The sequence below is a fragment of the Thermaurantimonas aggregans genome (genome assembly GCF_003851885.1).
In the GTDB taxonomy this organism is placed as follows: domain Bacteria; phylum Bacteroidota; class Bacteroidia; order Flavobacteriales; family Schleiferiaceae; genus Thermaurantimonas; species Thermaurantimonas aggregans.
Genome location: NZ_BHZE01000021.1, coordinates 1 through 24,663, shown reverse-complemented (window position 1 = coordinate 24,663; position 24,663 = coordinate 1). Strand labels below are relative to the sequence as shown.

The 24,663-nt window shown below is 44.1% G+C and carries 19 protein-coding genes; 11 read left to right on the top strand and 8 right to left on the bottom strand.

Annotated elements, in window-relative coordinates; translation table 11 throughout:
• Nucleotides 1-6: 6 nt before the first annotated feature.
• The gene (locus EIP89_RS09310; RefSeq protein ID WP_124398409.1) at nucleotides 7-4,644 is read right to left on the bottom strand and encodes a fibronectin type III domain-containing protein; all 4,638 of its coding nucleotides are present in this window, start codon (nucleotides 4,642-4,644) and stop codon (nucleotides 7-9) included.
• A 39-nt stretch (nucleotides 4,645-4,683) separates the two neighbouring features.
• Between EIP89_RS09310 and EIP89_RS09305 the strand changes: the two genes are divergently transcribed.
• Nucleotides 4,684-6,351, top strand: coding sequence for an Ig-like domain-containing domain (locus EIP89_RS09305; protein ID WP_124398408.1), 1,668 nt, complete (start codon nucleotides 4,684-4,686; stop codon nucleotides 6,349-6,351).
• Here EIP89_RS09305 and rsgA read toward each other — a convergent pair.
• Nucleotides 6,345-7,280: a ribosome small subunit-dependent GTPase A gene (gene rsgA / locus EIP89_RS09300; RefSeq protein ID WP_124398407.1), complete on the bottom strand. Its 936-nt coding sequence runs from the start codon at nucleotides 7,278-7,280 to the stop codon at nucleotides 6,345-6,347. The genes EIP89_RS09305 and rsgA overlap by 7 nt on opposite strands.
• A 90-nt stretch (nucleotides 7,281-7,370) precedes the next feature.
• Here rsgA and EIP89_RS09295 point away from each other — a divergent pair, with 90 nt between their 5' ends.
• From EIP89_RS09295 to EIP89_RS09260, 9 genes are all read left to right on the top strand, one after another.
• Entirely contained in the window at nucleotides 7,371-8,492 is a 1,122-nt protein-coding gene (locus EIP89_RS09295) for an FIST signal transduction protein (RefSeq protein WP_124398406.1), read from the top strand.
• A gap of 2 nt (nucleotides 8,493-8,494) precedes the next feature.
• The gene (locus tag EIP89_RS09290; protein WP_148086799.1) at nucleotides 8,495-10,558 is read left to right on the top strand and encodes a PAS domain-containing sensor histidine kinase; all 2,064 of its coding nucleotides are present in this window, start codon (nucleotides 8,495-8,497) and stop codon (nucleotides 10,556-10,558) included.
• A 38-nt stretch (nucleotides 10,559-10,596) separates the two neighbouring features.
• A complete protein-coding gene (locus EIP89_RS09285; protein ID WP_245966135.1) occupies nucleotides 10,597-11,004 on the top strand; it encodes a response regulator in 408 nt (135 codons plus the stop codon).
• Nucleotides 11,005-11,009: 5 nt separating this feature from the next.
• A complete protein-coding gene (locus EIP89_RS09280; RefSeq protein ID WP_218019360.1) occupies nucleotides 11,010-12,491 on the top strand; it encodes a response regulator in 1,482 nt (493 codons plus the stop codon).
• The gene (locus EIP89_RS11600) at nucleotides 12,485-12,994 is read left to right on the top strand and encodes a response regulator (RefSeq protein WP_218019359.1); all 510 of its coding nucleotides are present in this window, start codon (nucleotides 12,485-12,487) and stop codon (nucleotides 12,992-12,994) included. The genes EIP89_RS09280 and EIP89_RS11600 overlap by 7 nt, the downstream gene beginning before the upstream one ends.
• Nucleotides 12,994-14,127, top strand: a complete 1,134-nt coding sequence (locus tag EIP89_RS09275) for a serine hydrolase domain-containing protein (protein WP_124398403.1) — start codon at nucleotides 12,994-12,996, stop codon at nucleotides 14,125-14,127. Before EIP89_RS11600 ends, EIP89_RS09275 begins: the two co-directional genes overlap by 1 nt.
• 64 nt (nucleotides 14,128-14,191) lie before the next feature.
• Nucleotides 14,192-15,064 (top strand): DMT family transporter, encoded by an 873-nt coding sequence (locus EIP89_RS09270; RefSeq protein WP_124398402.1) that lies wholly within the window; start codon nucleotides 14,192-14,194, stop codon nucleotides 15,062-15,064.
• On the top strand, nucleotides 15,061-15,858 hold the full coding sequence (locus EIP89_RS09265; protein WP_124398401.1) for a DUF481 domain-containing protein: 798 nt from the start codon (nucleotides 15,061-15,063) through the stop codon (nucleotides 15,856-15,858). Before EIP89_RS09270 ends, EIP89_RS09265 begins: the two co-directional genes overlap by 4 nt.
• 20 nt (nucleotides 15,859-15,878) lie before the next feature.
• Nucleotides 15,879-16,493, top strand: coding sequence for a Dph6-related ATP pyrophosphatase (locus tag EIP89_RS09260; RefSeq protein ID WP_124398400.1), 615 nt, complete (start codon nucleotides 15,879-15,881; stop codon nucleotides 16,491-16,493).
• A gap of 45 nt (nucleotides 16,494-16,538) precedes the next feature.
• Here EIP89_RS09260 and EIP89_RS09255 read toward each other — a convergent pair whose 3' ends face one another.
• The 6 genes from EIP89_RS09255 to EIP89_RS09230 form a co-directional block, all read right to left on the bottom strand.
• Nucleotides 16,539-17,150: a fumarylacetoacetate hydrolase family protein gene (locus EIP89_RS09255; RefSeq protein ID WP_124398399.1), complete on the bottom strand. Its 612-nt coding sequence runs from the start codon at nucleotides 17,148-17,150 to the stop codon at nucleotides 16,539-16,541.
• Nucleotides 17,151-17,332: 182 nt separating this feature from the next.
• Entirely contained in the window at nucleotides 17,333-18,103 is a 771-nt protein-coding gene (locus tag EIP89_RS09250; protein ID WP_124398398.1) for a 3'-5' exonuclease, read from the bottom strand.
• A gap of 18 nt (nucleotides 18,104-18,121) precedes the next feature.
• Complete coding sequence (locus tag EIP89_RS09245; RefSeq protein WP_124398397.1) at nucleotides 18,122-19,483, bottom strand: dihydrolipoamide acetyltransferase family protein; 1,362 nt, start codon at nucleotides 19,481-19,483, stop codon at nucleotides 18,122-18,124.
• A 107-nt stretch (nucleotides 19,484-19,590) separates the two neighbouring features.
• Nucleotides 19,591-20,112: a dihydrofolate reductase gene (locus EIP89_RS09240; protein WP_124398396.1), complete on the bottom strand. Its 522-nt coding sequence runs from the start codon at nucleotides 20,110-20,112 to the stop codon at nucleotides 19,591-19,593.
• A gap of 74 nt (nucleotides 20,113-20,186) precedes the next feature.
• Nucleotides 20,187-22,736: a ribonucleoside-diphosphate reductase subunit alpha gene (locus tag EIP89_RS09235; protein ID WP_124398395.1), complete on the bottom strand. Its 2,550-nt coding sequence runs from the start codon at nucleotides 22,734-22,736 to the stop codon at nucleotides 20,187-20,189.
• 25 nt (nucleotides 22,737-22,761) lie between these two features.
• On the bottom strand, nucleotides 22,762-23,772 hold the full coding sequence (locus EIP89_RS09230) for a ribonucleotide-diphosphate reductase subunit beta (protein ID WP_124398394.1): 1,011 nt from the start codon (nucleotides 23,770-23,772) through the stop codon (nucleotides 22,762-22,764).
• Between the two features lie 366 nt (nucleotides 23,773-24,138).
• Here EIP89_RS09230 and gcvH point away from each other — a divergent pair, with 366 nt between their 5' ends.
• Nucleotides 24,139-24,519, top strand: a complete 381-nt coding sequence (gene gcvH, locus EIP89_RS09225; protein WP_124398393.1) for a glycine cleavage system protein GcvH — start codon at nucleotides 24,139-24,141, stop codon at nucleotides 24,517-24,519.
• The last annotated feature ends 144 nt before the right edge of the window (nucleotides 24,520-24,663 follow it).

The following is a 24,663-nucleotide window of genomic DNA, read 5'->3' as shown; positions in this document are numbered from 1 at the left end:
GTTATGTTATTGAATCACAAGCCTTCTCGCCAAATCACCCGCAGAGGTAGTGACTTTTAGCATGTACACACCCTTGGGCAGTCTGCTGAGGTCAAACACGTGTGAAAACTGACCGTTAGCCGATGTGAGGGTTTGTTCGAAGATTTTCACACCTTTAATGTCATAAATGCGAACAGGTAGCTTATCCAAATTGTCGCTGAAGGTCAATTCAAACACACCATTGTTCGGATTCGGGTACAGTTTCAGTGCTTCCGCTAATTGAGATTCGTCGATGCCGATGCTAAACTTCAGCGTATCGCACTTGGTAGCTGAGCCACACTTGTTAAAGGCTTTTAGGCAGACAGGGTAAACACCGTTCTGCGGGAAGGTAAAAGTAGGATTCAGCTGACTGCTGCTGCCCGCAGTGCCAAAGGTCCAATGTACAGAGTCGGCGTTGGTAACATTGGCGGTGAAGTTTACCGTATAGTTGGTAGTGGTGTAGGTGAAATTAGCTGTAGGCGGTAAAGCGATGCCAACTGTTACCGGAGTTCGAATGTTTGAGCAGCCTGTTGTTCCAAAATGGATATACCCGTTCCAGTTTCTCGGCTGGAAAGTGCTGCCAAAGGGATACGCTTTACCTACGCCTTCAAGCACATCAAATTGTGTATTGGATGCCAATACGTTGCCAACTGCTGTACCATTGGTGTAATTTACATTCACTCCACCAGTTGTAGTGATGTAAAAGGCATGTGTACCTTGCGATAAGGTGATCGGAGTGTTCATCGTAAGTTTTACGGTCGGACCAGCCTGTGTTACATTGATATTAGAGAAAGTTTGCAGAAGTGTCCATGCTGAGGCAGTGTTTTCGAAGCCTACATGGGTACCTGATTTGTAATAAATCTCAAAAGTGTACAATCCGGTGGTTTGAGGTGATACAGTGAAAGCTGTAATAGTCACTGATGGCACTTTTACCACTACGTTAAACATATTACCATTTTGCGCATTTCCTCCGGCTGTTGTAGTAAGCAGCGAGTCAGCTTGCGATGCATAGCCGAGGTAATATGTATTTTGGGTGCTTACACTTGGCACGAAGAAGGTATTGCCAGTGCCTATAGGTGTAGTAGCATTGGCTGTGGCAAACCAATTATAGCCCACACCGGGTATGTTTTTCGCTTTGAGAGTGATGGTATCAACACCCTGACAAACGAAAGCACTATCAGCCTTTGGGGCCAGAGGTATCAGTGTAGAGGTGCGTATGAGGGTGTCATTATCCTTTTTCTGATCTACTGAGAGGTTGGAATAAATAGTAGCCTGAATATTACCGCCGTTTGAGGAGTTGAAGGTTCCTATTACAATCGTATCTATTTTATTGAAATTCATCGGACCGGGGTAGGTGTAATTAATCGTTTGTGTAATATCGCCGGTTATGTTTACGACAAAAGGAATGTTTGATGCTGTGATAAATCCATTGTTTTTCACAATGGCAGTAATCTGGTGCGAAGTCATTCCGCACTGCTGAGCATTGAGACCGATGATGTTGAGCAACTCAATGTCGTGCTCATACGGCAGGCAGACATTTACCGGACCTACAAAGGCACTTGAATCTTGCACAGCAGAACACTTAGTTCGCACATAAATGTCTATACACGACCCGGCTGGCAGACCTGTTACAGTAGCTGGATTAGTAGTAACATTCACGATGTTACCCAGAGCCGACCCCGGTGTGAAACCTACAGGTCCCCATTCGATATCCCAGCTTGTAGCATTTGAGCCAAGCTGTGTCCAGCTGAGGGTAGCTGTTGTGGCGGTGTTAGAATCAAGCGTTATATTCATCGGATCAGGACAAGCCGGGAGGGCTTCAATTGTTACATCGTCGATGAAAAGATAGGGTCCCCAACCGCTTCGTGCGTGAAACTCTATTCGAGCCGTGTCGCCTGCGTAGGATGCCGGAAGTGGAATGATGTTTTGACTCAGGGTAGCAGCCGGAGCAAAAGTGGTGGCCCCCGGTGTATGAAATGCAGGACCTTGGAGCATAAGCAATGTATCCGATGCGCCAGAAAGCTTCCTTGCCAACACTACAAGCGTATCTGGCCATGTGGCGTTGTACTCGTGCGACCATTTAAATTTTAGCTGCGCCGGCACATTCATTACCACATAGGGGGTATTCATTCTTGCTATATTCCCGGCATTAAAGCTCCAAAACTGAGCTACAGCCATACCAGCAGTGGCATCATGCTGCCAGTTAAAGTTGCCATTACTGCTAAAAGTATAGCATTGAGGCGGCCAGGTGCCGAAGGATTCAGTTGTAGGCAGTGATACAGCTCCACAAGGTGTCGTTAAAGCCAAAGGTCCGATCCAGGGACTTAAGGCATTGGGGCAACTATCGCGCACATACACTTCATACGTGGTATTCGGTGACAGGCCGGTAATTGTAAAATTGAGCCCTGTAAAGGTACCTGTACCAAGACTCAAACCTACACCAGGCAAAAATCCAGTTGGACCATATTCATAAATTCTTGATATACCCTGACCCGCAGAACCAAGAGTAATTGTAGCACTATTTGGCCCAACAGCTGTGACAGTTGGATTGGTCGACGGCACACAGGGGGGCACATCTTCATAGTTGAAATTATCAATAAAGAAAGTATTAAAAGCTGCCCCGGTAATCATGAAGCCTATGTACCTGGTAGTGCTTACGGTGTCGTTGAAGTAAATGATTTTTTCTTGATAGCTGTTGGTTAATCCAGTGATGGAATCCACTACAGTTAAGCCAACAAAACTTCCCTCTTGTTGTACTCTCACAACAGTGATTTTGCTGTTGTTGGTACTTGCAGCAAATCGGGCGCGTATTTGCTTGCCACCCTGACCAAGATCGGCAAACCTTGGTGTGATTATAATCAAAGTATCAGCAAAAGATTGATTGATCACCAAATGATTGGGTGTACTGAAAGGCTGAGTTGTTTGCCAAATTTGTCCGGGTTCAACGGTAAAAGTTGGTCCAAAGCCACCTTTAGAAGCCATACTCCAACATTCGGGGCTCTGGCCAGTAGTCATATTATCGAAATTCTCTTGATAAATTACGGTAAAGGGTGCACACTTGGTTCGGAAGGAAACCGGCGAAGACCACGAGCTCAAACCATTGTTGTTGTTCGAACAGTTATTTTGAATGACTACTTGGTAATTTGTAGTAGGCTGTAAGCCTGTGATTAAGTAAGAGGTCGTGGTAGAAGTAGCCACTGTAGTGCCGGGTACGGTTCCAGGTGCTCCCCACGATATGTTGTATGAATTTCCTCCGACAGCAGTCCAGGTTACCAATGCAGAAGTATCTGTGATGTTTGATACTGTGATACCTGTAGGGAATGGACATGCAGGTACCTGTTCCACGATAATATTTTTGACAAATACATCTGGACCAAACCCAGAAATACCTAAAAACTTGAATTCTACTATCTTTCCGGTAAATTTCACTGAATCAAGCAGCAAGATTTCTTCTATATAAGTACCTGGGGATATTGTTCCAGCGTTGGGAGAATTAAACGATGGGCCCTGGTGAATTTTTAGTGTATCCCACGTTGTAGAAGTAGTAGCTTTTGCCATCACGATAAGTCTGTCATCCGGATAGGAAGACATATACTGATGCGACCACTTGTAACGCAGCCATGCATTTGAAGAAACATTCACTGCACCAGTAGTCATCTGAAAAGTTGTTCCGCTGGAATATGACCAAAAGTTCGCACGTGCAGAGGAATCGCTGGCAAAGTGCGCCCATGGCTGTTGGCCTTGGTTTACTGAAAAACAAGCTGGAGGCCATGTTGCAAATGAAGGGGCATAAGGCAAAGCAAATGGTACACATAAAGTTGTAGCCGTTGGTCCCGATGACCATGGACTGGTATTCGTACCACAAATAGCTTGAACGTTGAATTTATAAGTGGTGGCTGGTTGAAGTCCAGTGACGGTATAGGGTGGTGTAACGTTGCTGATCAAAGTACCACTACCAGGAGAAAATGAGCCTGTTCCATATTCTACGTTATATGATGTAGAGTTTCCACTCCAGTTAAGCGTTACGGAAGTATCCGTCACTGTTTGTACGGTAATGTTAGAAGGTGGCAAACAAGAAGGGGCTGCACTTACCTGAATAGTGTAGTCGTGTGTTTCACCATATGAAAAACTGGTACACGATCCATTGGAGGGAATAGGTGAATTCCATCTACCTCTTATTCTAAATCGAAAAGTACCTGTAGGAGTTGAAAGAGGTATTAGTATTTGTGCTGAAAATAAAGAAGGTGTACTGCCCGAAGAACCAGTAGTAGATGCCCAGAGAAACTCACCAGCATCTTCAAAGTCTCCATCGTTATTAGTATCGATCCAAATAGCGAAGTATTGTCCCGAATAGTTAGATGAAATGTTCAAGGTATATTGAAGGCCTTGATTTACTTTGATGGTATCGTTAAGATAAGCTGAATATCCGGCATTGCCCGAAGGACAGCCTGTTGCCGTTTGATTGATGTTTGCAAAAGAAAAATTATCGATGTCATCCCCGAAGGAGCAACCTGAAGAATACAGGTTCGACGTACAATACGACTGGGATTTGACGGTAGTCAATGCAGTAAAAAATGCAAAGACCACATAAAGCCATTGTTTTTGCCAAGGAGTAATTTTTTTCATACTGACAAAATTTTTACTCAAACTTACATTTTAATTTGCATGAGAGTAAAAATTTCAGCGAAATACATCGAATTATTAGTGATTTTATCTATTTACATCATGAAATATATATTAAAACTTTTTGCAATAGTTATATTTGTAACTTCATGTGCCAATATTGGAACCATTTTAGGAGGTGATGTCGATAAAATACCACCTAAAATAGTAAAAGAATTACCTGCGAATTTTATTACAAATTTTAGTGAGAAAAAAATAGTTCTTTTTTTTGATGAATATCTAGCTAATACAAACATTCAAAATGAGATAAATATTAGTCCTAGTCTAGAGAAAAAACCAAAGGTTCAAATCAGGGGAAAAAGCATTGAAATTTTATTGGGTGAAATACTTGAAAAAAACACTACTTATGTAATAAGTTTTGGAAAGGGCATTGCTGACCTGAATGAAAACAATGTTTTAGAAGGATATCTTTATGTTTTTTCAACAGGCAATCACATAGACTCAAACTTCATTACAGGTACAGTTTATGAAGGATTGACCAATAAATCAGCTCAAAATTGTCTTGTTGGTATCTTTTCTGAAAAAAATATTTCCTTTGATTCATTGATCTATTTAAGACCCGATTATTACACCAAAACTGATTCGAATGGAAACTTTACCATCCATTATTTACCTAATAAAAAATTTCATATTTTAGCCTTTACAGACAGAAACAATGACTACATATTTCAACCTGAATCTGAAGAAGCAGGCAAATATCCCTACCTTAAGTCATCAACTGATAGCAGCCCGGTTAATCTTTACATATTTCCTCAAAACCCTAAATATAAAACTATCGCTTACAGACTAATTAATCCATACTGTTGTTTTATCACATACCAAGTACCATTTCATACAGTTACACTAAATAACTTAAGTAAAAATCAAATAATTCACACACAAAAAAGCGAGTCACTCGATACGTTGTTTATCTATTTTGAAAAAGAAATACGAGATTCCACCAAATTATTTATTTCAACTAATTTCAGCAGCGATACTATTACAATTCAAAAAAGGACCATTAGTAATGAAAAATTAAATTTGCACTTTGTCTCAAAACCGATTCTATCAATAGACGATTCTATTTATATTCAATCAAATTACCCAATACAAAAAATAGATACTTCGAAAATTTTTATTAGCACAATTGATTCAATAGAAGTAAAGGATTTCAGAATACTGGAAAAATCAAAAGATCGTTTTGAAATTAGCTTTCCAAAAAAAGTTTTAACAAAATACAACATACTAGTGCATCCAAAAGCATTTTATTTCAACGAGAACATCTTTAATACAGATTCATTCAAAACTCAAATAGAAATCAAGGATAAGGAAGATTTTGGAGAAATAAGTATTGAGGTGACTGTTGATACTTTTTTAACGAATTTATTCTTGATTTTTTCAGATAAAAAGGGCAAAGAGATTCATCGTTTTAAATTCAGACAATCTATAGAAAAATTCCACATAAGAGACCTCATACCCAACACATATAATGTATCAATTTTTTGGGACAGAAATGGTAATGAATGGTGGGATAAGGCATTGCTGGAAAAGAATCAACCGGCCGAAGTTAAAGTCTTGTATCCTGAAGATATTTCAGTAAGAGCGAATTGGGAAGTAGACGTTAGCTGGAAGGTTCCCTTGAAAGATGCACTAAGGCGCTTTGGTTACTGATATTCATCTACGCGATACGGACCGGCTTTTTCTTCTTCCAGCATGCTGAGATAGCTGTGATAGCGCGTCTCTGGCACAGTACCCTCCTCTACCCCTGCGCGCACAGCGCAATCTGGCTCGTTGATATGCAAGCAGTTGTTGAATCGACAGTTTGCCTTAAGTCGAAACATTTCGGGAAAGTAATCGCTCAGCTCCTCGGGCGTCATATCCACCAATCCAAACCCCTTGATACCTGGTGTGTCGATGATATAACCACCAAAGCTCAATCGATGCATCTCAGCAAAGGTGGTGGTGTGAGTGCCTTTAAAATGGTAGTCACTGATCTGTCCCGTTTTGAGATTGAGACCGGGCGATATGGCATTTATGAGCGAAGACTTTCCTACACCGGAGTGACCACTTAGAAGAGAAATTTTATCTTTTAATAACGTTTTTAATTCATCTAGTCCTGTGCCTTCGAGAGCTGATGTGCGCAGGGTAGGATAACCTACCGTATGGTAAACATATTCGATACCTTCCAAAAGTTCAGAAAACTCCCCCACAAAGAGATCCGACTTATTGAGAATCAGATGAGCAGGGATGGAATACGCCTCACAGGTTACTAAAAAACGATCGATAAATCCGAAACTTGTTTCGGGATAAACGGGTGTAACTATAAGCAGCGCCTGGTCGATGTTTGAAGCTATGATGTGCGTCTGTTTTGAAAGATTTACACTTCGGCGAATGAGGTAATTTTTGCGCTCATATACATACTCGATTAGGTACTCCCCTTTTTTGCCGAGCACGAGCTCTACCGTATCGCCTACTGCTACAGGGTTGGTATTTTTTTGGTCGAGCAGTCTGAGTTTTCCTTTGAGTTTAGCAGTTACTACTTGATCATCGATCTCTACACTGTAGAAGCTACCGGTAGATTTGAGAATTCTTCCTTTCAATTAAGTAGTTTTATCCGTTAACAAAGTTTTTACAAACACAAAAATAGGATGTAACATACTTCATATCTTAGTGCCAAATTTTGTTTACAGGTGAAAGCCTTACAAAAAATTCTAACCCCCGATCAACCCATTCCTGCCGTAGAATTCAATCCAGATTTGATTTTGATCTTCGGAAGCCGCAACTCTTTGGAAAAAATTGATTTACAACCTTTAAAAACCCTTTATCCACAAGCCATAGTTACGGGTTGCAGCACATCGGGCACCATCGCTCAGAGTCAAATTTTTGAAGATGAAGTAGTTATAAACTACATCGATTTCGAAAAAACCCCGCTTAAATACACCTACTGCTCGTTAAAGCAAGTCCATTTTGACAGCAAAGAGGTGGGCAGGCATATTGCCACAGAACTACTCAACGATGAAATCAAACACATCTTTTTGCTTTCTGATGGTCTTCACGTCAATGGAACTTCTCTGATCAAAGGCATGGCGGAGAAGTGCAATGGCAGAGCTACCTCATCTGGCGGATTAGCAGGAGATGCGGATCGCTTCCAAAAAACATTGGTCATTCACCCACAAACACTTGAACCGACAGAACACATGGTAGTAGCCATCGGATTTTACGGCGAACACATACAGATAGGTTACGGCAGTCGTGGCGGATGGGAATCGTTTGGCATCGATCGAAAAGTGACCAAAAGCAAAAACAATGTTGTCTATGAAATCGACGGCCAACCGGCCCTGCAATTGTACAAATCGTATCTAGGAGAAAAAGCCAAAGAACTGCCAGCCTCTGCGCTGCTCTTTCCGCTCAACATGGAAATTAGCGAACATCACACCTCAGTGGTGCGCACCATACTCTCCGTGAATGAAGAAGAGCAAAGCATGACGTTTGCCGGCGATATTCCTGAGGGATCGACCGTAAGACTTATGCGCTCAAACAGCGAAAAACTCATCAGAGGAGCTCTACAAGCTGCCGACGATGCGTTATCGCTCTTACAAAATCCTGAATCTGCCATTCTGGTGAGCTGCGTGGGCCGCAAACTCGTATTGCGCCAACTGGCCGAAGAAGAGTTGGAAGCTGTACAACAAGAGCTAAATGCCGATGTAGTAACTGGATTTTACAGCTATGGCGAGCTTGCACCTACGGGCGAAATGCGAACCTGCGAACTACACAATCAAACCATGACCATTACTACATTTAGTGAAGTGTGATTATGGAGGAGGATAAGAAACAACTTACTTTAGAAGTACATAAGCTACTACAAAGGCAGCTGAAAAAAGCCTTTGGAGATGAATTGCCTACTGACGATCGCTTTGTTCGCTTCGTCGAAGCCATTAACCGTGCTTATAGCGATTACGAAAAAGACATCAAACAAATAGAACTCGTACTTGAGCAAAGCTCAAACGAACTATTTAAAGCCAATAAAGAACTACAGCGCTTAGCACAAACAAAGGCTGAAGAAGCAAATCAAATCAGCCAAAAACTGTCAAACATATTAGCCAACCTAACGGATGTAATCGTTCAACTCGACAACCAAGGAAAAGTCTTACACCTCAACAGAGCATGGGAAACTATAACTGGCTATGGGATCGAAGAATCGCTCGGTGTACACTTCGGCGACGTATTCCTCGGGCAAAAATGCCACGTGCTCTTTGAACCACTCATGCACGGCGAGTGCGACGATATGGCCCGCACTATCCAATTCACTCGCAGCGACGGAAAAGTGATTTGGGTAAATCTAAAAATGCATGTCCAACGCAATGAGCAGGGCATCATCCAGGGTTTCATCGGTATAATGCGCGATGAGACAGAGCGTTACAACGTCCAAAAAGAAAACGAACAATTAGCCCTTGTGGTCCAAAAAACTAAAAATTCTATAATCATTGGCGATACAGAGGGAAAAATTCAATGGGTAAATCATGCTTTTGAAAATTTAACAGGATATACACTCAGTGAAGTAAAGGGAAAACGCCCAGGCAGTGTGCTGCAAGGCCCTGATACAGATAAGACTACCGTAAATTATATTAGGGAGAAAATACAAAAAAAAGAAGTTGTATATGCTACATTGCTCAACTACAGCAAAGAAGGAAAGCCGTATTGGATAGAGCTCAACATCGAACCCCTTTTCGACAACAATGGCGAACACACAGGTTACATTGCTATACAAAACGACATCACCGAGCGTAAAAAGATTCAAGACCGAATCAATCAATTGGTCTTCTTCCTCGACCAATCGAGCGAAGCTGTACAAATCTGCACGGAAGATGGCTATTTGGAGTTTGTAAACAATGAAGCCTGCAAAAGGCTACAAAGAACCAAAGAGGAACTGATTGGGCTTCATATAAGCCAAATAGAAAAAGAATTTGAACCACCCGGTGCTTGGGAAAGGCATGTAGCCGAAGTAAAAGCCGTTGGCAAACTCGTGGCCACAGGTGCTCACAAGCGACCGGATGGCAGCACATTTCCAGTAGAAGCGAGTGTATCGTACATCAAATCAGACAACAAAGGCTACATACTCGCTTTCATACGCGATATATCGGAGCGCGTACAAGCAGAAAACCGCATCAAGGAGTACATGGCAAATCTGGAAAAAGTAAACAAAGAACACGATCAGTTTGCCTATATCGTAAGCCACGACCTAAAAGCACCTCTAAGAGCCATTGCTAACCTGGCTACATGGATAGAAGAGGACCTGGAAGGGTACATGAATCCCGAAATCAAAAAGCAATTTGAGATGCTCAAAAATCGAGTAAAGCGGATGGAAAACTTAATCAACGGCATCTTACAATACTCAAGAGTAGGCCGCTCTAAAAACAAGTTGGAAAAAATTGTACTTCAAGATCTTGTGAATGAGCTCTGCGAAGCAATAAAAACCGACAACACGTGCCAGTTTATTATCAAAAACGACCCCATCGAACTCTTTACAGAAAAAATCGCCCTCGAACAAGTGCTGCAAAACTTCATCTCCAATGCTATCAAATACAACGACAAAGACATAAAAATAGTCGAAATCGGATGGAGTGAACTGCCAGAAGACAATAAAATTGAAATATACGTGCGCGACAATGGCCCAGGCATCAGCCCTGAGTATCACGAAAAAATCTTTATGATCTTTCAAACCCTACAAAGCCGCGACGAAGTGGAAAGCACCGGTGTAGGTCTGGCTATCGTGAAAAAAATTGCCGATGAGAAAAAGTCTAAAATTCGCGTAGAATCTGAATTGGGCAAAGGCACAACATTTTATTTCACCTGGCCTATCACCGAACGCGAGTCGTAATTTTGTAATCAATTTTCTCAACCCATATGGATAATCTTATGACAATACTTTTAGTAGAAGACGACGAAGTGGATGTGATGAACGTAAAGCGCGCTTTTAAAAAAAATCACATCCAAAATCCCCTATTAGTGGCTGGTAATGGGATTGAAGCTTTGGAAATACTTCGGTCAAAAAACCTCGACGTTCCGCGCCCTAAGATCGTACTGCTGGATCTAAATATGCCCAAAATGGGGGGTATTGAGTTTCTCAAAGAACTGCGCAAAGATCCGGAGTTAGCCTCTACTTCTGTATTTGTAATGACCACCAGCAATGAGGACAGCGATAAGGTGGAAGCTTACAACTTAAATGTAGCAGGCTACATACTCAAGCCGCTCTCTATGGAACGTTTTATCGAAGCTGTTTCTACCCTCAAGAGCTATTGGATGCTCTGTGAATATCCCTCCTAAACCGCATGACTACCAGTAATAAACTCGGCAAAATCAAGGTTCTGCTGGTCGAAGACGACGACATCGACGCCATGGCTTTCAAAAGAGCAGTAACCCGTTCTGGCGTCGATGTGGATGACGTTTATCGATTTAAATACGCTGAAGAGGCTCTCAGATCTTTAGATGAAATAAATCCTCATTGTGTATTTATCGATTATCAACTGCCCGGTATCGATGGGCTGACACTTCTAAAAGAAATAAAATCCCGAAAACCAAAATTACCTGTAATCGTATTGACCTCTCAAGGCGATGAAAAGCTGGCTGTAGAAATGATGAAGGCCGGCGCCTTCGACTATTTCCAAAAGAGCGAGGTCAATACAGATAAAATCTCAAAAACCCTTCTTGGCGTAATTAGGCTGCTGGAACTTGAGATCGAACAGGAAAACACTCGTCGACAACTTGAAGAGACCGAGCAATTTATCCAAAAAGTTACCCAATCCTCGCCCTACATTATCTATGTAAACGATATCGAAGGCAATTCAAACCTCTTTCACAACGACCAGCTGCGCGAAATTCTCGGATATACCCAAGAAGAAGTAAAAGAAATAGGGCCAAACATTTTTGCTCGCATCATCGATTTTGAAGAATATCAGCGCATCAGGCAACACTATTTAAAACTGCGCCACGAGCTTAAAGATGGTGAAATAGCTGAAAACGAATTCAGGCTTAAACACAAAGATGGTCACGATGTATGGCTTTTCACGCGCGAAATCGTCTTTAAGAGAAATAAAGACGGAAAAGTAAAAGAATTACTCGGCACAGCCATCGACATTACTGCCCGCAAGAAGCAGGAGCAAGAACTGCTCGAAGCTAAAAAAGCAGCCGAAGAAGCAGCAAAAGCTAAAGCCGAATTTCTAAGCACAATGAGCCATGAAATTCGGACACCGATGAATGCTATCATCGGTTTGACCGAACTGCTGCTCAGAGACTACACCTTCGAACCGGAAGTAACCAGCAATCTGAAAGCCATAAAATTCGCAGCTGATAACCTTCTCATCATCATCAACGACATTCTCGACTTCTCAAAAATCGAAGCCGGCAAGCTCACTTTTGAAAAAATTAATTTCTCGCTCAAAGAAAAATTTGACTTCTTGTACAAAACCTTTAAGCCAAAAGCTCAGGAACAAGGCATCGGACTCTACTTTCACTATGATGAGAAAATCCCTGAATTCCTTAACGGCGACCCCTATCGACTGAATCAGATTCTCGTAAATCTGATTGGAAATGCCATAAAATTCACCTTGCAAGGTGAAGTAAATGTTTCGGCCACACTTACCAAAAAGATGAAAAACAACGTAATTGTGAAATTGGCCGTTTCAGATACTGGCATCGGAATTCCTCCCGATAAAATTGATACCATCTTCGAGAGTTTTTCTCAAGCACACAGCAACAAAAAGAAGAACTTCGGCGGTACAGGTCTCGGCTTAGCCATTAAAAAAAATTGGTAGAGCTCCAAGGAGGAAAAATCACCGTGGAAAGTGAAGTTAACAAAGGCTCAACTTTCACTGTAGAATTAATGTATGGCATTGGTCAAAATCCACAACTCACTGAAGAAGTAAAAGCAGATACTACTGCCAACTTTAGAAACCTGAAAATCATAGTAGCTGAAGACAATCCGGTGAATCAAATCCTCATAAAACACATCCTGAACAAATGGGGCTGTGAATATGTGGTGTGCAACAACGGTAGAGAGGTACTCGAATGGCTTGACAAGGAAAATTTCAACCTGATCCTCATGGATATTCAAATGCCTGAAATGGATGGACTTGAAGCTTTACATCACATACGCTATTCCAAAAGAAGTTTTGCCAACATACCCGTGATTGCCCTAACGGCAGATGCTTTTGCACGCACCAATCCAGAATATGCCAATGCCGGCTTCCAAGACTTTCTTACCAAGCCGTTTAAAATGGAAGAACTAGAAAAGGTGATCACTAAGCTGAATTTGTAATGACAAGAGTAAAAAACGTAATAATCTATACTTTTCTCATCGCTGTCGTACTCGTAGGCCTGATGTACGCTTTTAAGCTCGACTATATGATTAAAGGAGTTCGAATTGTTTATTTAAATGGCTATAAATCATCGTTCATCCACGACTATCTGTACTTCGATCGGGATACTGTGTACCCAGCACAGCAGATTTCAGAACTTAAATATGCCGACGAACTCATTCAATTGCCCAAAGGACTCGATAGCCTGCTTGAGGCATTACACACAGCCTCCTTCTTGGTGATAAAGGACGGCAAAATCGTCTTTGAAAAGTACTACCACGGCTTTCAAGCGGATACCGTTACAAATTCTTTTTCAATGGCCAAATCGGTAGTCACACTGCTTACACAGATGGCCATTCAAGACGGTATCATACCTTCGTGGAATACGCCTGTCAAAAAGTACTTGCCTGAAATTCACGGTTTGTTTGCCAATCAAGTAACTCTATTCCACCTCAGTGCAATGTGCTCAGGCCTTGAATGGGATGAGAATTACAAAAATCCTTTTGGTGTAACGGCCAAGGCTTATTACAGCGATCATACCAATGACATCTGCCTGAATCAACCCTTTGACAGCGAACCTGGCAAAAAATTTATCTACCAAAGCGGAAACACACAATTGCTCGCCCTGGCTCTGGAGCGTGCCACCGGTAAGCGCATCAGCGAACTGCTGGAAGAAAAACTCTGGAAACCGCTCGGTATGGAACGCTCAGCCTACTGGCACCTCGATAAGAAAAATGGCGACAACATAGCCTATTGCTGTATCAATGCTTCGACACACGACTTCGCACGCCTTGGCTTGCTGGTACTCAACAACGGCCGATGGAATGGAGAGCAACTCATTGACTCAGCCTTCCTTTGGAGGGCACGCCAGCCCTTTCTTGAGTCTAAATACGGTCAGTCTTTTTGGTTAGCTAACGAGCAGTACGACGAGCCCATAGCATACTTCAGAGGTCATACCGGCCAATACATCATCATGCTTCCGAAATCAAATGCAGTAATCGTTCGCACCGGCTATAAGACCTTGCCGCAGTCTGACGGCATGCATCACGATGAGTTTCATCACATCGTAAAAGGTGTTAAGTCTTTGTTGTAATTTCTACAATAAAGGATACCCTACTTTCGCCAGGTTTTAAACCGGTAAAGTGGGAAGCTGAGCGATGCAGAAAAATTGGGTGAGATGGTTGCTTTTTGCCGCACTGGCTATGGTGTGGGGCAGTTCTTTTTTGCTGATGAAAAAGGGGATGCGAACCTTCACGTACGATCAGATGGGTGCCCTGCGCATTGTGTTTGCCTGGATACTTGCTGCCGTGCTATCGATCAGAGATTTCCGGGAAATTAAAAAATCAGATGTATGGCCATTGATTTGGGTGGGTCTTTTGGGTAATGGCATCCCTTACTACCTTTTTCCATTGGCTGTTAAGCACTTAGACAGTGGTTTGGTAGGAATATTTAACAGTCTGGTGCCGCTCTTTACACTTATTACCGGAGCCTTGTTTTTCGGCAGAATTTTTAAGCCTGTTCAAGTTTTAGGAGTAATTGTCGGATTTTCAGGTGCTGTACTGCTGTTGTTTCCAAAACTTAACCTTGAAATCAATCCAAACCTCATCTACGGCAGCCTGGCCATTACATCTACAATATGCTATGCGCTAAGCATCAATACAATATCTTCAAAACTCGAGCACATGCGCAGCATTGCCATAACCGGACTATCGCTATCGGTCGTGGGGCCGCCGAGTTTGGCCTATTTGCTCTCATCGGACTTTATCGACCGCCTTACCACACATCCACTCGGATACACCAATCTGGGTATAGCCGCATTTTTAGGAATGGTAAATTCGGCATTGGCCATTATAGTCTTTAATCAACTGATTAAATTGACTAGTCCACTTTTTTCCTCGTCGGTTACATATTTCATTCCTGTAGTTGCTCTGATGTGGGGTGCTTTCGACGGCGAACAACTAAGCCTACTGCACATAGTCGGGGTATCGACGATTTTAGTCGGGGTGTATTTGGTGAATAAAAGAAGATGAAAAATCGCAAGAAAGTATTGTTTGCGCTTCCTTTTATGCTTCTTGTCTGGTCGCTGCAAGCACAAATAATGAACATCGAGCGACGTAGGCAGCAGTTTGATACAATTGGATGGTTTGGCAGCACCGAGTGGCAGCTCATAGCCGAACAAAACAGCAAGCGCTATTTCACCTTTCGCACATTAAACACCATCGAACGCCAAACGTACAAGCGAAATTTTTTGGTTCTCAGTGAATTGAGATTCGTAAGTGGTGAAGGCCAAACCTTTGCCAACTCCGGATTTATCCATTTTCGATATACGTACAAAGTGGATGAAATTCCCCTTGACTCAACCAGAAGCCTGAAAACAGGTAATTTCTTGCGGTGGGAGTCGTTCGTACAGCAGCAGTACAATGCCCTGCTGGGTGTTCGGTTCCGAAATCTGCTGGGCACGGGGTTACGCTTTAAGATCGTACAAAAGCGCATCTTATCGTTTTTTACAGGTATTACTCCACTGATGCACGAGTACGAAATAGAGCGGACCGGCAAAATCAACAACGACCTTCGACTGAGCACCTATGCCGCTCTCAATTACAAGGCAGACAATAACTTGACGCTCGTAATGGCCGTGTATTATCAGCCCATGTGGTTTAAGGCGTATGACCACCGTATCAGCTGGGAAGCAAATGTATTTACAAAGCTGACACGTAAGTTTGATCTGATCATTAACTTAAACTACATGTACGACACCAATCCACCTGAAGGCATACGAAACCACGTGTACAACATTCTGAACGGCGTACGGTATAATTTTTAAAAATCAAATCTCTGCTGATCTTGAAAAATGCTTTTGTAAGCTGGAGTGGAGGCAAAGACAGCATGCTCGTGCTGCACTATGCGCTTACTGCTCAATGGTACGATGTGAAGTTTCTCTTTGTTACTATTGATCGCGCTACACAGGCAGTGCCGATACACCAAGTGCCTAAGGCTCTTATCACGCGTCAGGGCTTATCGCTGGGCATACACACACGCAAGCTTTACCTCAACTGGCCCGTGAGTAACGAGCTGTACGAACAACTTGTACTAGCCGAATACAAATTGATGAAAACTCGCGGAATTGATGTATGCGTTTTTGGTGACATTCATTTAAAAGACGTGCGTGAGTACAAAGAAATGCTTTGCCGCAAGGCAGGCATAGAGGCAGTTTTTCCACTGTGGGGCAGAAATTCGAATGACCTAGTCAACGAATTTCTCTCCTTAGGCTACCAGGCACAGATTTGCGCTGTAGGCCATCCTGATTTACCGACATCGCTTGTTGGCTCAGAGCTTAGCAAAGAGCTGATTGCCTCACTGCCGGCACACATCGACCCAGCTGGCGAAAACGGCGAATACCACACCTTTGTGTGGAATGGGCCACTCTTTAAAAGACCTGTGGAATGGCTTACGATCTAAAGGACTTGAGGAAATAATCCCTTAAGAAAAGATTGATTACCCCTTTTAAGCCTTAATATGTAGGTCTAAAACGGTCTTCGAAGCAAGGATGCCCTGTAAATTCATCCCCGGTTGCACAGGCCCTACACCAGCTGGAGTCCCCGTGAAGATAAGGTCGCCCTTCTTCAAAGTGAAGAACTGACTGATATAGCTGATCAAATGATCTACTGAGTACAGCATATGGCTGGTGTGGCCATGCTGGCGCACCTGACCATCGATCAGGAGCTGAAATTCGAGCTGTTCAACGGGTGGCAACTGCTCTTTTGGCACGAATGTACCGATAATGGCTGCTCCGTCGAAGCCTTTGGCCTTCTCCCAAGGCAATCCTTTAGCCTTGAGCTGATTCTGAAGGTCGCGTGCTGTGAAATCAATGCCCAATGTGAGTTGCGAATAGTAGGTATGAGCGTATTCAGGTGCGATGTGCTTCCCTACCCGATCGATGCGCACAACTAACTCGCATTCGAAGTGCAGTTCGCGAGTGAAGTGAGGTATGTAATAATTTTTATGAGGATAAATGGCGCTGTCGGGCTTAATGAAGAGAACAGGCTCTTCGGGTATTTGATTGCCGAGCTCTCGGGCGTGATCGGCATAGTTTCTTCCAACGCAAACGATTTTCATCGGCTCAAATGGGTATAATGCATTAGAAATGGATAAGAGCAATCTTTAAATCTGTGCCCTCTACTCCCAGCGTATTCATACATTTTGATATACAAAAATCACCACAATTCCAATCGAAATATAAGTCTGAAAACAAGCGAAAATTGAGTAAAAAACAGATTCAATGTCCAGGTGAATTTTGTTCATTTGGTAGTCATCTTGCTGAGACGCACGGCAGTTAGAACCTTTTTGGTGTAGAGTGGAAAGTCGGCATTAAGCATCCAGGAGTAATAGCCGGAGTCTTTTTCAAAGACTTCTTCTAGGGTTAGACCCTTGTACTTACCGAAAGTGAAAATCTCCTTGCCTTCTGCGTTGTAAGCAATAAATCCAGCCAAATCAGCATTTTGGTTTCGGGTTGAAAATTCACTAAGGAATCCGATGTCGTTTTTCAACTCGGGGTAACGGTCGAGCTGTGCTTTGAGGATTTCGTAGGTGGCAGTGACGTCGGCCTCGGCTGAGTGGGCATTTTCGAGCTCACGCTGGCAGTAGAAGCGATAGGCTGCAGCCAGATTGCGGGGTTCCATCTTGTGAAAGATGTTCTGTACGTCCACAAATCGGCGTTTGCTCAGGTCGAAATCCACACCAGCGCGCAACATTTCTTCGGCCAGCATCGGAATGTCAAATTTGTTGGAATTGTAGCCCGCCAGATCAGCATTGCCGATGAAGGTGTTGATTTCGCGAGCCACATCTTTGAAGTAGGGCTTATCAGCTACCATTTCATTAGTGATGCCGTGAATTGCCGTGATTTCCGGGGGTATGGGTATACCCGGATTCACAAGCCAAGTACGAACCTGAGTGGTGTGATCAGGCAGGGCTTTTAAAATGCTGATCTCTACTATGCGATCGCGCGAGAAGTGCGTGCCGGTAGTCTCAATATCGAAAAAGGCCAAAGGCCGAGTGAGATGAAGCTCCATATTTTTTACGTGTGGGGATTAAAAATCCCGGTTGATATCAAATTGCTCGAGGTAGTCGGCTACTCGGCGCACGAAGCTACCGCCTAGGGCGCCATCTACTACGCGATGATCGTATGAATGAGATAGGAACATCATGTGGCGGATAGCGATGACATCGCCATGAGGAGTTTCGAGTACTGCGGGCTTCTTGCGAATGGCCCCCACAGCCATAATGGCCACTTGAGGCTGGTTGATTACGGGAGTACCAAGTACGTTGCCGAAGGTACCTACATTGCTGATGGTGTAAGTACCACCCTTGATGTCGTCGGGCTTGAGCTGGTTGTTACGAGCTCGGTTGGCAAGGTCGTTTACCATCTTAGTAAGACCTACAAGGTTGTACTGATCAGCATTTTTTATAACAGGAACGATGAGGTTTCCACTTGGAAGAGCAGTAGCCATACCGATGTTTATGTCCCGATGCTTCACAATGTTATAACCATCTACCGAGATATTGATCATCGGGAAGTCTTTTATAGCGCGAACGATGGCTTCGATGAAGATAGGGGTATAGGTGAGCTTTTCGCCGGTGCGCTTTTCGAAGTCTTTTTTCACGCGCTCGCGCCACAGCACGATGTTGGTGACATCGGCCTCCACAAAACTGGTGACGTGTGGTGACACGTGCTTGCTCATGACCATGTGGTCGGCTATGAGACGGCGCATGCGGTCCATCTCTATAATTTCGTCACCAGGCATAGGCTCTATAGTCGGCGCTTTGATGTAGGGTATAGCGACTGGTTGTGGCTGCGCTGCTGCTTGAGAAGTAGCCGGCGCTGATGCAGCGGGAATGGATGATGATGCCGGTGCAGGAGCAGCAGCGGGAGCTGATTTGCGATTTTTCAGGTAATTGAGAATATCGTTTTTGGTGACTCGGCCTTCGGAGCCGGTTCCGGGTATTGAGTCAAGTTCGGCTTGCGAAATGCCTTCTTGCGCGGCAATAGAGCGCACCAGCGGTGAGTAGAATCGGCCCGCTGTCGATTTTATTTCAGCCGCTGGCTGAACAGTTTCTACAGCTTTAGCTACCAATGCTTCTGCCTGTGCAGCGGCTTCGGAAGGTACCGTTGACGGCGAAGCTGTGGTAGCAGTGGCTGATGATCCATTAGCAGCTGTATCGATTAAGGCAATGGCTTGCCCCACTTTTACGACGTCGTTTTCGTTAAAGAGTTTTTTTACCAAAATGCCTTCCACGGGCGAAGGTACTTCGCTGTCCACCTTATCAGTTGCTATTTCAAGAACAGCTTCTTCGAGTTCGATGCGGTCGCCTTCGTTTTTGAGCCATTTAATGATGGTGGCTTCGGCCACGCTTTCCCCCATTTTGGGCATGATGAGTTCGTACTGAGCCATTTTTCCCGTGGTTGATGTATTGATTAGGCCGCGAAAATACGATTGACAGACGTTTCTGAGGTGTTAATGGTATGTTTAGCAGTGGGTAAGATGTTGGTTTTTAAAAGTCAACCCCTATAAGAGTATTTCTCATCTTTTTTTACACGGCGAAGGGTTACAAAAGACAACGAAACGAGCTGCGTGCCATCGGTATCAGTAGTGTGAGTAGTTTGTACCGTTTCCCACTCTGAGGGATTCCACTCGGGAAAGTAGGCATCACCTGCATACATGCGATGAACGATGGTGAGCTCCATTAGGTCGGCTATTGGCAAGGCCTGGCGATAAATGTCGGCTCCACCGGCTATGTAGATGCGATCAGATTTCCGAAAGGCCTCTAGAGCCTCAAAAAGTGAGTGAAAAACATGTACCCCTTCAGGCTGAAAATGCGGGCTGCGAGTAATCACCACATTGGTGCGCTTAGGCAGAGGTCGGCCGATGGATTCAAAGGTGCGCCTGCCCATCACAACGATTTGACCCAGGGTGAGCTGTTTGAAGTGGCGCAAGTCAGATGGAATGTGCCATATGAGTTTATTATCGCGGCCTATAACGCGGTTTTCGGCCATTGCAGCGATTAGAATGATTTGTGCCATGAAGTGCTTTTTAATGGGTAAAAAAGAAAAAGCCGGTGATAAACCCCGGCTTTTTTTGCTTTAAAAACATCGGACTATGAGCTACAAAATTCACATGCGTCGGGATTGTCGATGCTGCATGCTATGGCCTGTTGTTCGGTAGATGTAGATTCCGGCTCTTGCTGGCTACTGAAGAGGTCGGGCTGAGTTACATCTTCGCCTTTGTTTACAGGGCCAGTAGTGGTACGCTGCGAAAGCGCTTCGATGCGCCTACGCGCAAGTTCTTCAGCGGCTCTCTTCTCAGCCTCGCGCTCAGTGTATGAAAATCTATGAAGAGGATTGGGTGTGGCTTCGATTTTTGGCTTTTCGAGGTTAGAATTTTTCGATACGGTGAACTTGATCGCATCGGTAGCAGGCTTGGTACGCAGGTAGTACATGCCGGTTTTAAGGCCTTTCTTCCAGGCATAAAAGTGCATGCTAGTTAGCTTAGCAATGTTAGGTGCCTCTACGAAGAGGTTTAGCGACTGGCTCTGATCGATGAAGATACCTCTGTCGGCCGCCATGTCGATGATGTCGCGCATGCTGAGCTCCCAAACAGTTTTGTAAATGTCGCGAATCTCTTGCGGAATAATATCGATGTGCTGAATAGACCCGTTGGCTTTGATGATTTCGTTTTTCATCTCTTCGCTCCAGAGTCCGAGGGCCATCAAGTCTTGTAGTAAGTGCTTGTTAACCACTATAAACTCGCCAGAAAGCACTCGACGGGTATAGATGTTTGTAGTATATGGCTCGAAGCACTCGTTGTTTCCGAGGATTTGAGAGGTAGAAGCTGTGGGCATAGGAGCAAGGAGCAAAGAGTTGCGCACGCCGTGTTTCAAGATGCGCTCGCGCAGTTCTGCCCAATTCCAACGGCCGCTGAGTTCTTTTTCATCTACGCCCCAGAGGTTAAACTGAAACAATCCCTGTGAGATGGGTGAACCCGGATAGGATTCGTACGGACCGTCGAAGATGGCCATGTCGCACGAAGCGTTGAGTGCGGCAAAGTAGATGGTTTCGAAGATGTCCTTATTGAGCTTTTTGGCCTCTGGACTGGTAAAAGGCAAGCGAAGTTTGATAAACGTGTCAGCCAAGCCTTGTACGCCCAGCCCGATCGGACGGTGACGCTTGTTAGAGCGCTCGGCCTCAGGCACGGGGTAGTAGTTGCGGTCGATTACTTTGTTGAGGTTAATGGTAACTCGATAGGTAACGTCGTAAAGGAGCTGATGATTGAACTGATTGCCTTCTACAAACATCGGAAGCGCAAGGCTCGCAAGGTTGCACACAGCTACCTCATCGGGCGAGGTGTACTCGATGATCTCTGTACAGAGGTTACTTGAGCGAATGGTGCCGAGGTTTTTCTGGTTGCTCTTTTCGTTACAAGCGTCTTTGTAGAGCATGTAAGGCGTGCCGGTCTCGATTTGAGACTCGATGATCTTCTGCCACAGTTCGCGGGCTTTGATAGTTCTGCGGCCACGGCCTTCGCGTTCATATTGTTCGTAGAGTTCTTCGAATTTTTTGCCATAGGTGTCGTACAGGCCAGGGCATTCGTTCGGACACATGAGTGTCCAGTTGCCATCTGCCTCCACGCGCTTCATGAAGAGGTCAGGAATCCACAGAGCATAGAAGAGGTCGCGGGCTCTGAGCTCCTCTTTACCGTGGTTTTTCTTCAGATCGAGGAAGTCGAAAATGTCAGCATGCCAAGGCTCTAGGTATATGGCAAAGGAGCCTTTCCGTTTACCACCCCCTTGGTCCACGTAGCGGGCTGTGTCATTGAATACGCGCAGCATGGGGATGATTCCATTGCTTGTTCCGTTGGTGCCGCGTATGTAAGAGCCCGTAGCGCGAATGTTGTGAATGCTAAGACCAATGCCGCCGGCTGATTGAGAAATTTTTGCACACTGTTTCAGTGTGTCGTATATGCCGTCGATGCTGTCATCTTTCATCGTTAGAAGGAAGCACGACGACATCTGCGGTTTAGGTGTGCCGGCGTTGAAGAGTGTGGGTGTAGCATGAGTAAAGTAGCGCTTGCTCATCAGGTCGTAGGTCTCGAGCGCTGCGTCGAGGTCGCGTTTGTGGATGCCGATGGCCACGCGCATGAGCATGTGCTGAGGGCGCTCGGCCACCTGGCCGTTGATGCGAAGCAAGTAGGAGCGCTCCAGGGTTTTAAAGCCGAAGTAATCGTAGCCGAAGTCGCGGTCGTATATGATGGCGCTGTCGAGCAAGTCAGCGTTTTCCATCACGATTTCGTACACATCGTCGGCTATGAGAGGAGCTGGCTCTCCGGTCTTCGGATTGATGTAGTGATATAAATCTTTGATGGTTTCGGAAAAAGATTTTTTGGTGTTTTTGTGCAAATTGCTCACCGCTATGCGCGAAGCAAGCATGGCATAGTCGGGATGGGTGGTTGTCATTGAGGCAGCCACCTCAGCAGCGAGGTTGTCGAGCTCGGTGGTTTTCACCCCGTCGTAGATGCCTTCAATTACTTTTAAGGCTACCGATATCGGATTGACCAAGGGACTAAGTCCATAGCAAAGTTTTTCGATACGCGAGGTCACCTTGTCAAACTTCACTGGTTCACGGCGACCGTCTCTTTTGATTACATGCATCTTTAATTTTTTTTAAGTGATTTAATTAAAAGTCAGCATCAAATGCGATTTCGTCGGTCGAAAGCACTGAAGAAGCTTCGGGCTCATTGACTTTAACACGTGCCTTTCGGTATTCTGACACTCGGCGTTCAAAGAAGTTGGTCTTGCCTTCGAGAGAGATGAGCTCCATGAAATCAAAGGGATTGGTTGCATTGTAGAGTTTTGGACAACCCAATTCAGTGAGCAGTCTGTCGGTCACAAACTCGAGGTACTGAGTCATTTGCTCAGCATTCATCCCAATCAACCGCACAGGCAAGCTTTCAGTTATGAATTTGCGTTCGATGCTGAGTGCTTCATCTAGAATTTGGGTAATGCGTTCTGGGCTTACTTTGTTAACCAGGTGGTGGTTGTGCAAATGCACGGCGAAGTTGGCGTGTAGGCCTTCGTCTCTGGAAATGAGCTCATTGCTAAAGGTGAGGCCAGGCATCAAACCGCGCTTTTTCAACCAGAAGATAGAACAAAACGCTCCGGAGAAGAAAATTCCCTCGACAGCAGCAAAGGCTATAAGGCGTTCAGAAAACGAAGGTGATTTGATCCAGCGTAGAGCCCAATCGGCTTTTTCCTTGATAGCTGGAAAGTTTTCGATGGCATGAAAGAGTCTATCGCGTTCCTCAGGATCTTTTATGTAAGTGTCAATTAGTAATGAATACGTTTCTGAATGGATGTTTTCCATCATAATCTGGAAGCCGTAGAAAAATTTGGCTTCGGTGTACTGCACTTCGTTTACAAAGTTCTCTGCCAGATTTTCGTTTACGATTCCGTCGCTGGCAGCAAAGAAGGCGAGAATGTGCTTGATGAAGTGACGCTCGTCGTCGTTGAGTTTGTTGTTCCAATCAGAGAGGTCTTGCTGCAGATCTATCTCTTCGGCCGTCCAGAAAGAGGCTTCTGCCTTTTTGTAAAACTCCCATATGTCGTGGTGCTGAATGGGGAAAAGTACAAATCGATCTTTGTTTTCTCTGAGCAGGGGTTCTGTAGACCTTTCAAGTTCTGTAGCCATAGCCTTTGTTTTTATTATTTTGACAATCAGTTAATTATATAAGTTTCTGAAACAGAGTGAAGATGTTTTCCGGTAGCTGATCTCAAAACTCAAAAGAAAAAATCGTAGTACCAAATGTTAGTTTTTCACATTTTCTCTGAATTTTTAACAATACACCATCGCTAAGGTTGCACAACCTATTGAAAATTCGCTCTGATGTGTGAAAGGTTGTGGATTTATTAAAACTTAACACAGAATTAATCCACACCAATTGTTAATAACTTGAGGGCAATATGTCAATAGGTGAAAATTCCTTTTTGAAATGAATAAACTTGAAGTGATAAAAAAGACATCGGTTTAATTTTGTCGCAATAATCAACGACAAAAATGAATATACCCTCTGAACTTTTGTACACCAAAGACCATGAATGGGTGCGCTTTGACGGTGACGTGGCAACTGTAGGCATCACTGATTTCGCTCAAAGCGAGCTTGGTGATATCGTATTCGTAGAAATCGAAACACAGGGTCAGACGCTCGAACGCGAATCTGTATTTGGCAGTGTTGAAGCCGTAAAAACCGTTTCAGACCTCTACTTGCCCGTATCAGGTGAGATCATCGAGGTGAATGAACAGATCAATTCCAATCCAGAATTGGTAAACAGCGATCCGTACGGTGCCGGTTGGATGATAAAAGTACGCCTGAAAGACCCAACCGATAGGAGCGGATTGCTTTCTGCCGAAGAATATAAAAACCTCATCGGAGCCTAAAGTCTGAAAAAGCGCAGAAAAGAAGGTGTCCAAAAAGTAAAGGACGCCTTCTTTTTTATTTTGATAAAACCCTTAATTGAAGTAAATTAGAGCCATCATAGACATTTTAAGTGAGGCGAGTAGTCTTTAAACAGCAACCCGGCA

What these genes read in the sequence shown, in the direction of transcription:
- EIP89_RS09310 (WP_124398409.1), bottom strand. Translation starts at nt 4,644, where the DNA reads ATGAAAAAAATTACTCCTTGGCAAAAACAATGGCTTTATGTGGTCTTT.
- EIP89_RS09305 (WP_124398408.1), top strand. Translation starts at nt 4,684, where the DNA reads ATGAGAGTAAAAATTTCAGCGAAATACATCGAATTATTAGTGATTTTA.
- EIP89_RS09290 (WP_148086799.1), top strand. Translation starts at nt 8,495, where the DNA reads ATGGAGGAGGATAAGAAACAACTTACTTTAGAAGTACATAAGCTACTA.
- EIP89_RS09285 (WP_245966135.1), top strand. Translation starts at nt 10,597, where the DNA reads ATGACAATACTTTTAGTAGAAGACGACGAAGTGGATGTGATGAACGTA.
- EIP89_RS09280 (WP_218019360.1), top strand. Translation starts at nt 11,010, where the DNA reads ATGACTACCAGTAATAAACTCGGCAAAATCAAGGTTCTGCTGGTCGAA.
- EIP89_RS09275 (WP_124398403.1), top strand. Translation starts at nt 12,994, where the DNA reads ATGACAAGAGTAAAAAACGTAATAATCTATACTTTTCTCATCGCTGTC.
- EIP89_RS09270 (WP_124398402.1), top strand. Translation starts at nt 14,192, where the DNA reads ATGCAGAAAAATTGGGTGAGATGGTTGCTTTTTGCCGCACTGGCTATG.
- EIP89_RS09265 (WP_124398401.1), top strand. Translation starts at nt 15,061, where the DNA reads ATGAAAAATCGCAAGAAAGTATTGTTTGCGCTTCCTTTTATGCTTCTT.
- EIP89_RS09255 (WP_124398399.1), bottom strand. Translation starts at nt 17,150, where the DNA reads ATGAAAATCGTTTGCGTTGGAAGAAACTATGCCGATCACGCCCGAGAG.
- EIP89_RS09250 (WP_124398398.1), bottom strand. Translation starts at nt 18,103, where the DNA reads ATGGAGCTTCATCTCACTCGGCCTTTGGCCTTTTTCGATATTGAGACT.
- EIP89_RS09245 (WP_124398397.1), bottom strand. Translation starts at nt 19,483, where the DNA reads ATGGCTCAGTACGAACTCATCATGCCCAAAATGGGGGAAAGCGTGGCC.
- EIP89_RS09240 (WP_124398396.1), bottom strand. Translation starts at nt 20,112, where the DNA reads ATGGCACAAATCATTCTAATCGCTGCAATGGCCGAAAACCGCGTTATA.
- EIP89_RS09235 (WP_124398395.1), bottom strand. Translation starts at nt 22,736, where the DNA reads ATGCATGTAATCAAAAGAGACGGTCGCCGTGAACCAGTGAAGTTTGAC.
- EIP89_RS09230 (WP_124398394.1), bottom strand. Translation starts at nt 23,772, where the DNA reads ATGGCTACAGAACTTGAAAGGTCTACAGAACCCCTGCTCAGAGAAAAC.
- gcvH (WP_124398393.1), top strand. Translation starts at nt 24,139, where the DNA reads ATGAATATACCCTCTGAACTTTTGTACACCAAAGACCATGAATGGGTG.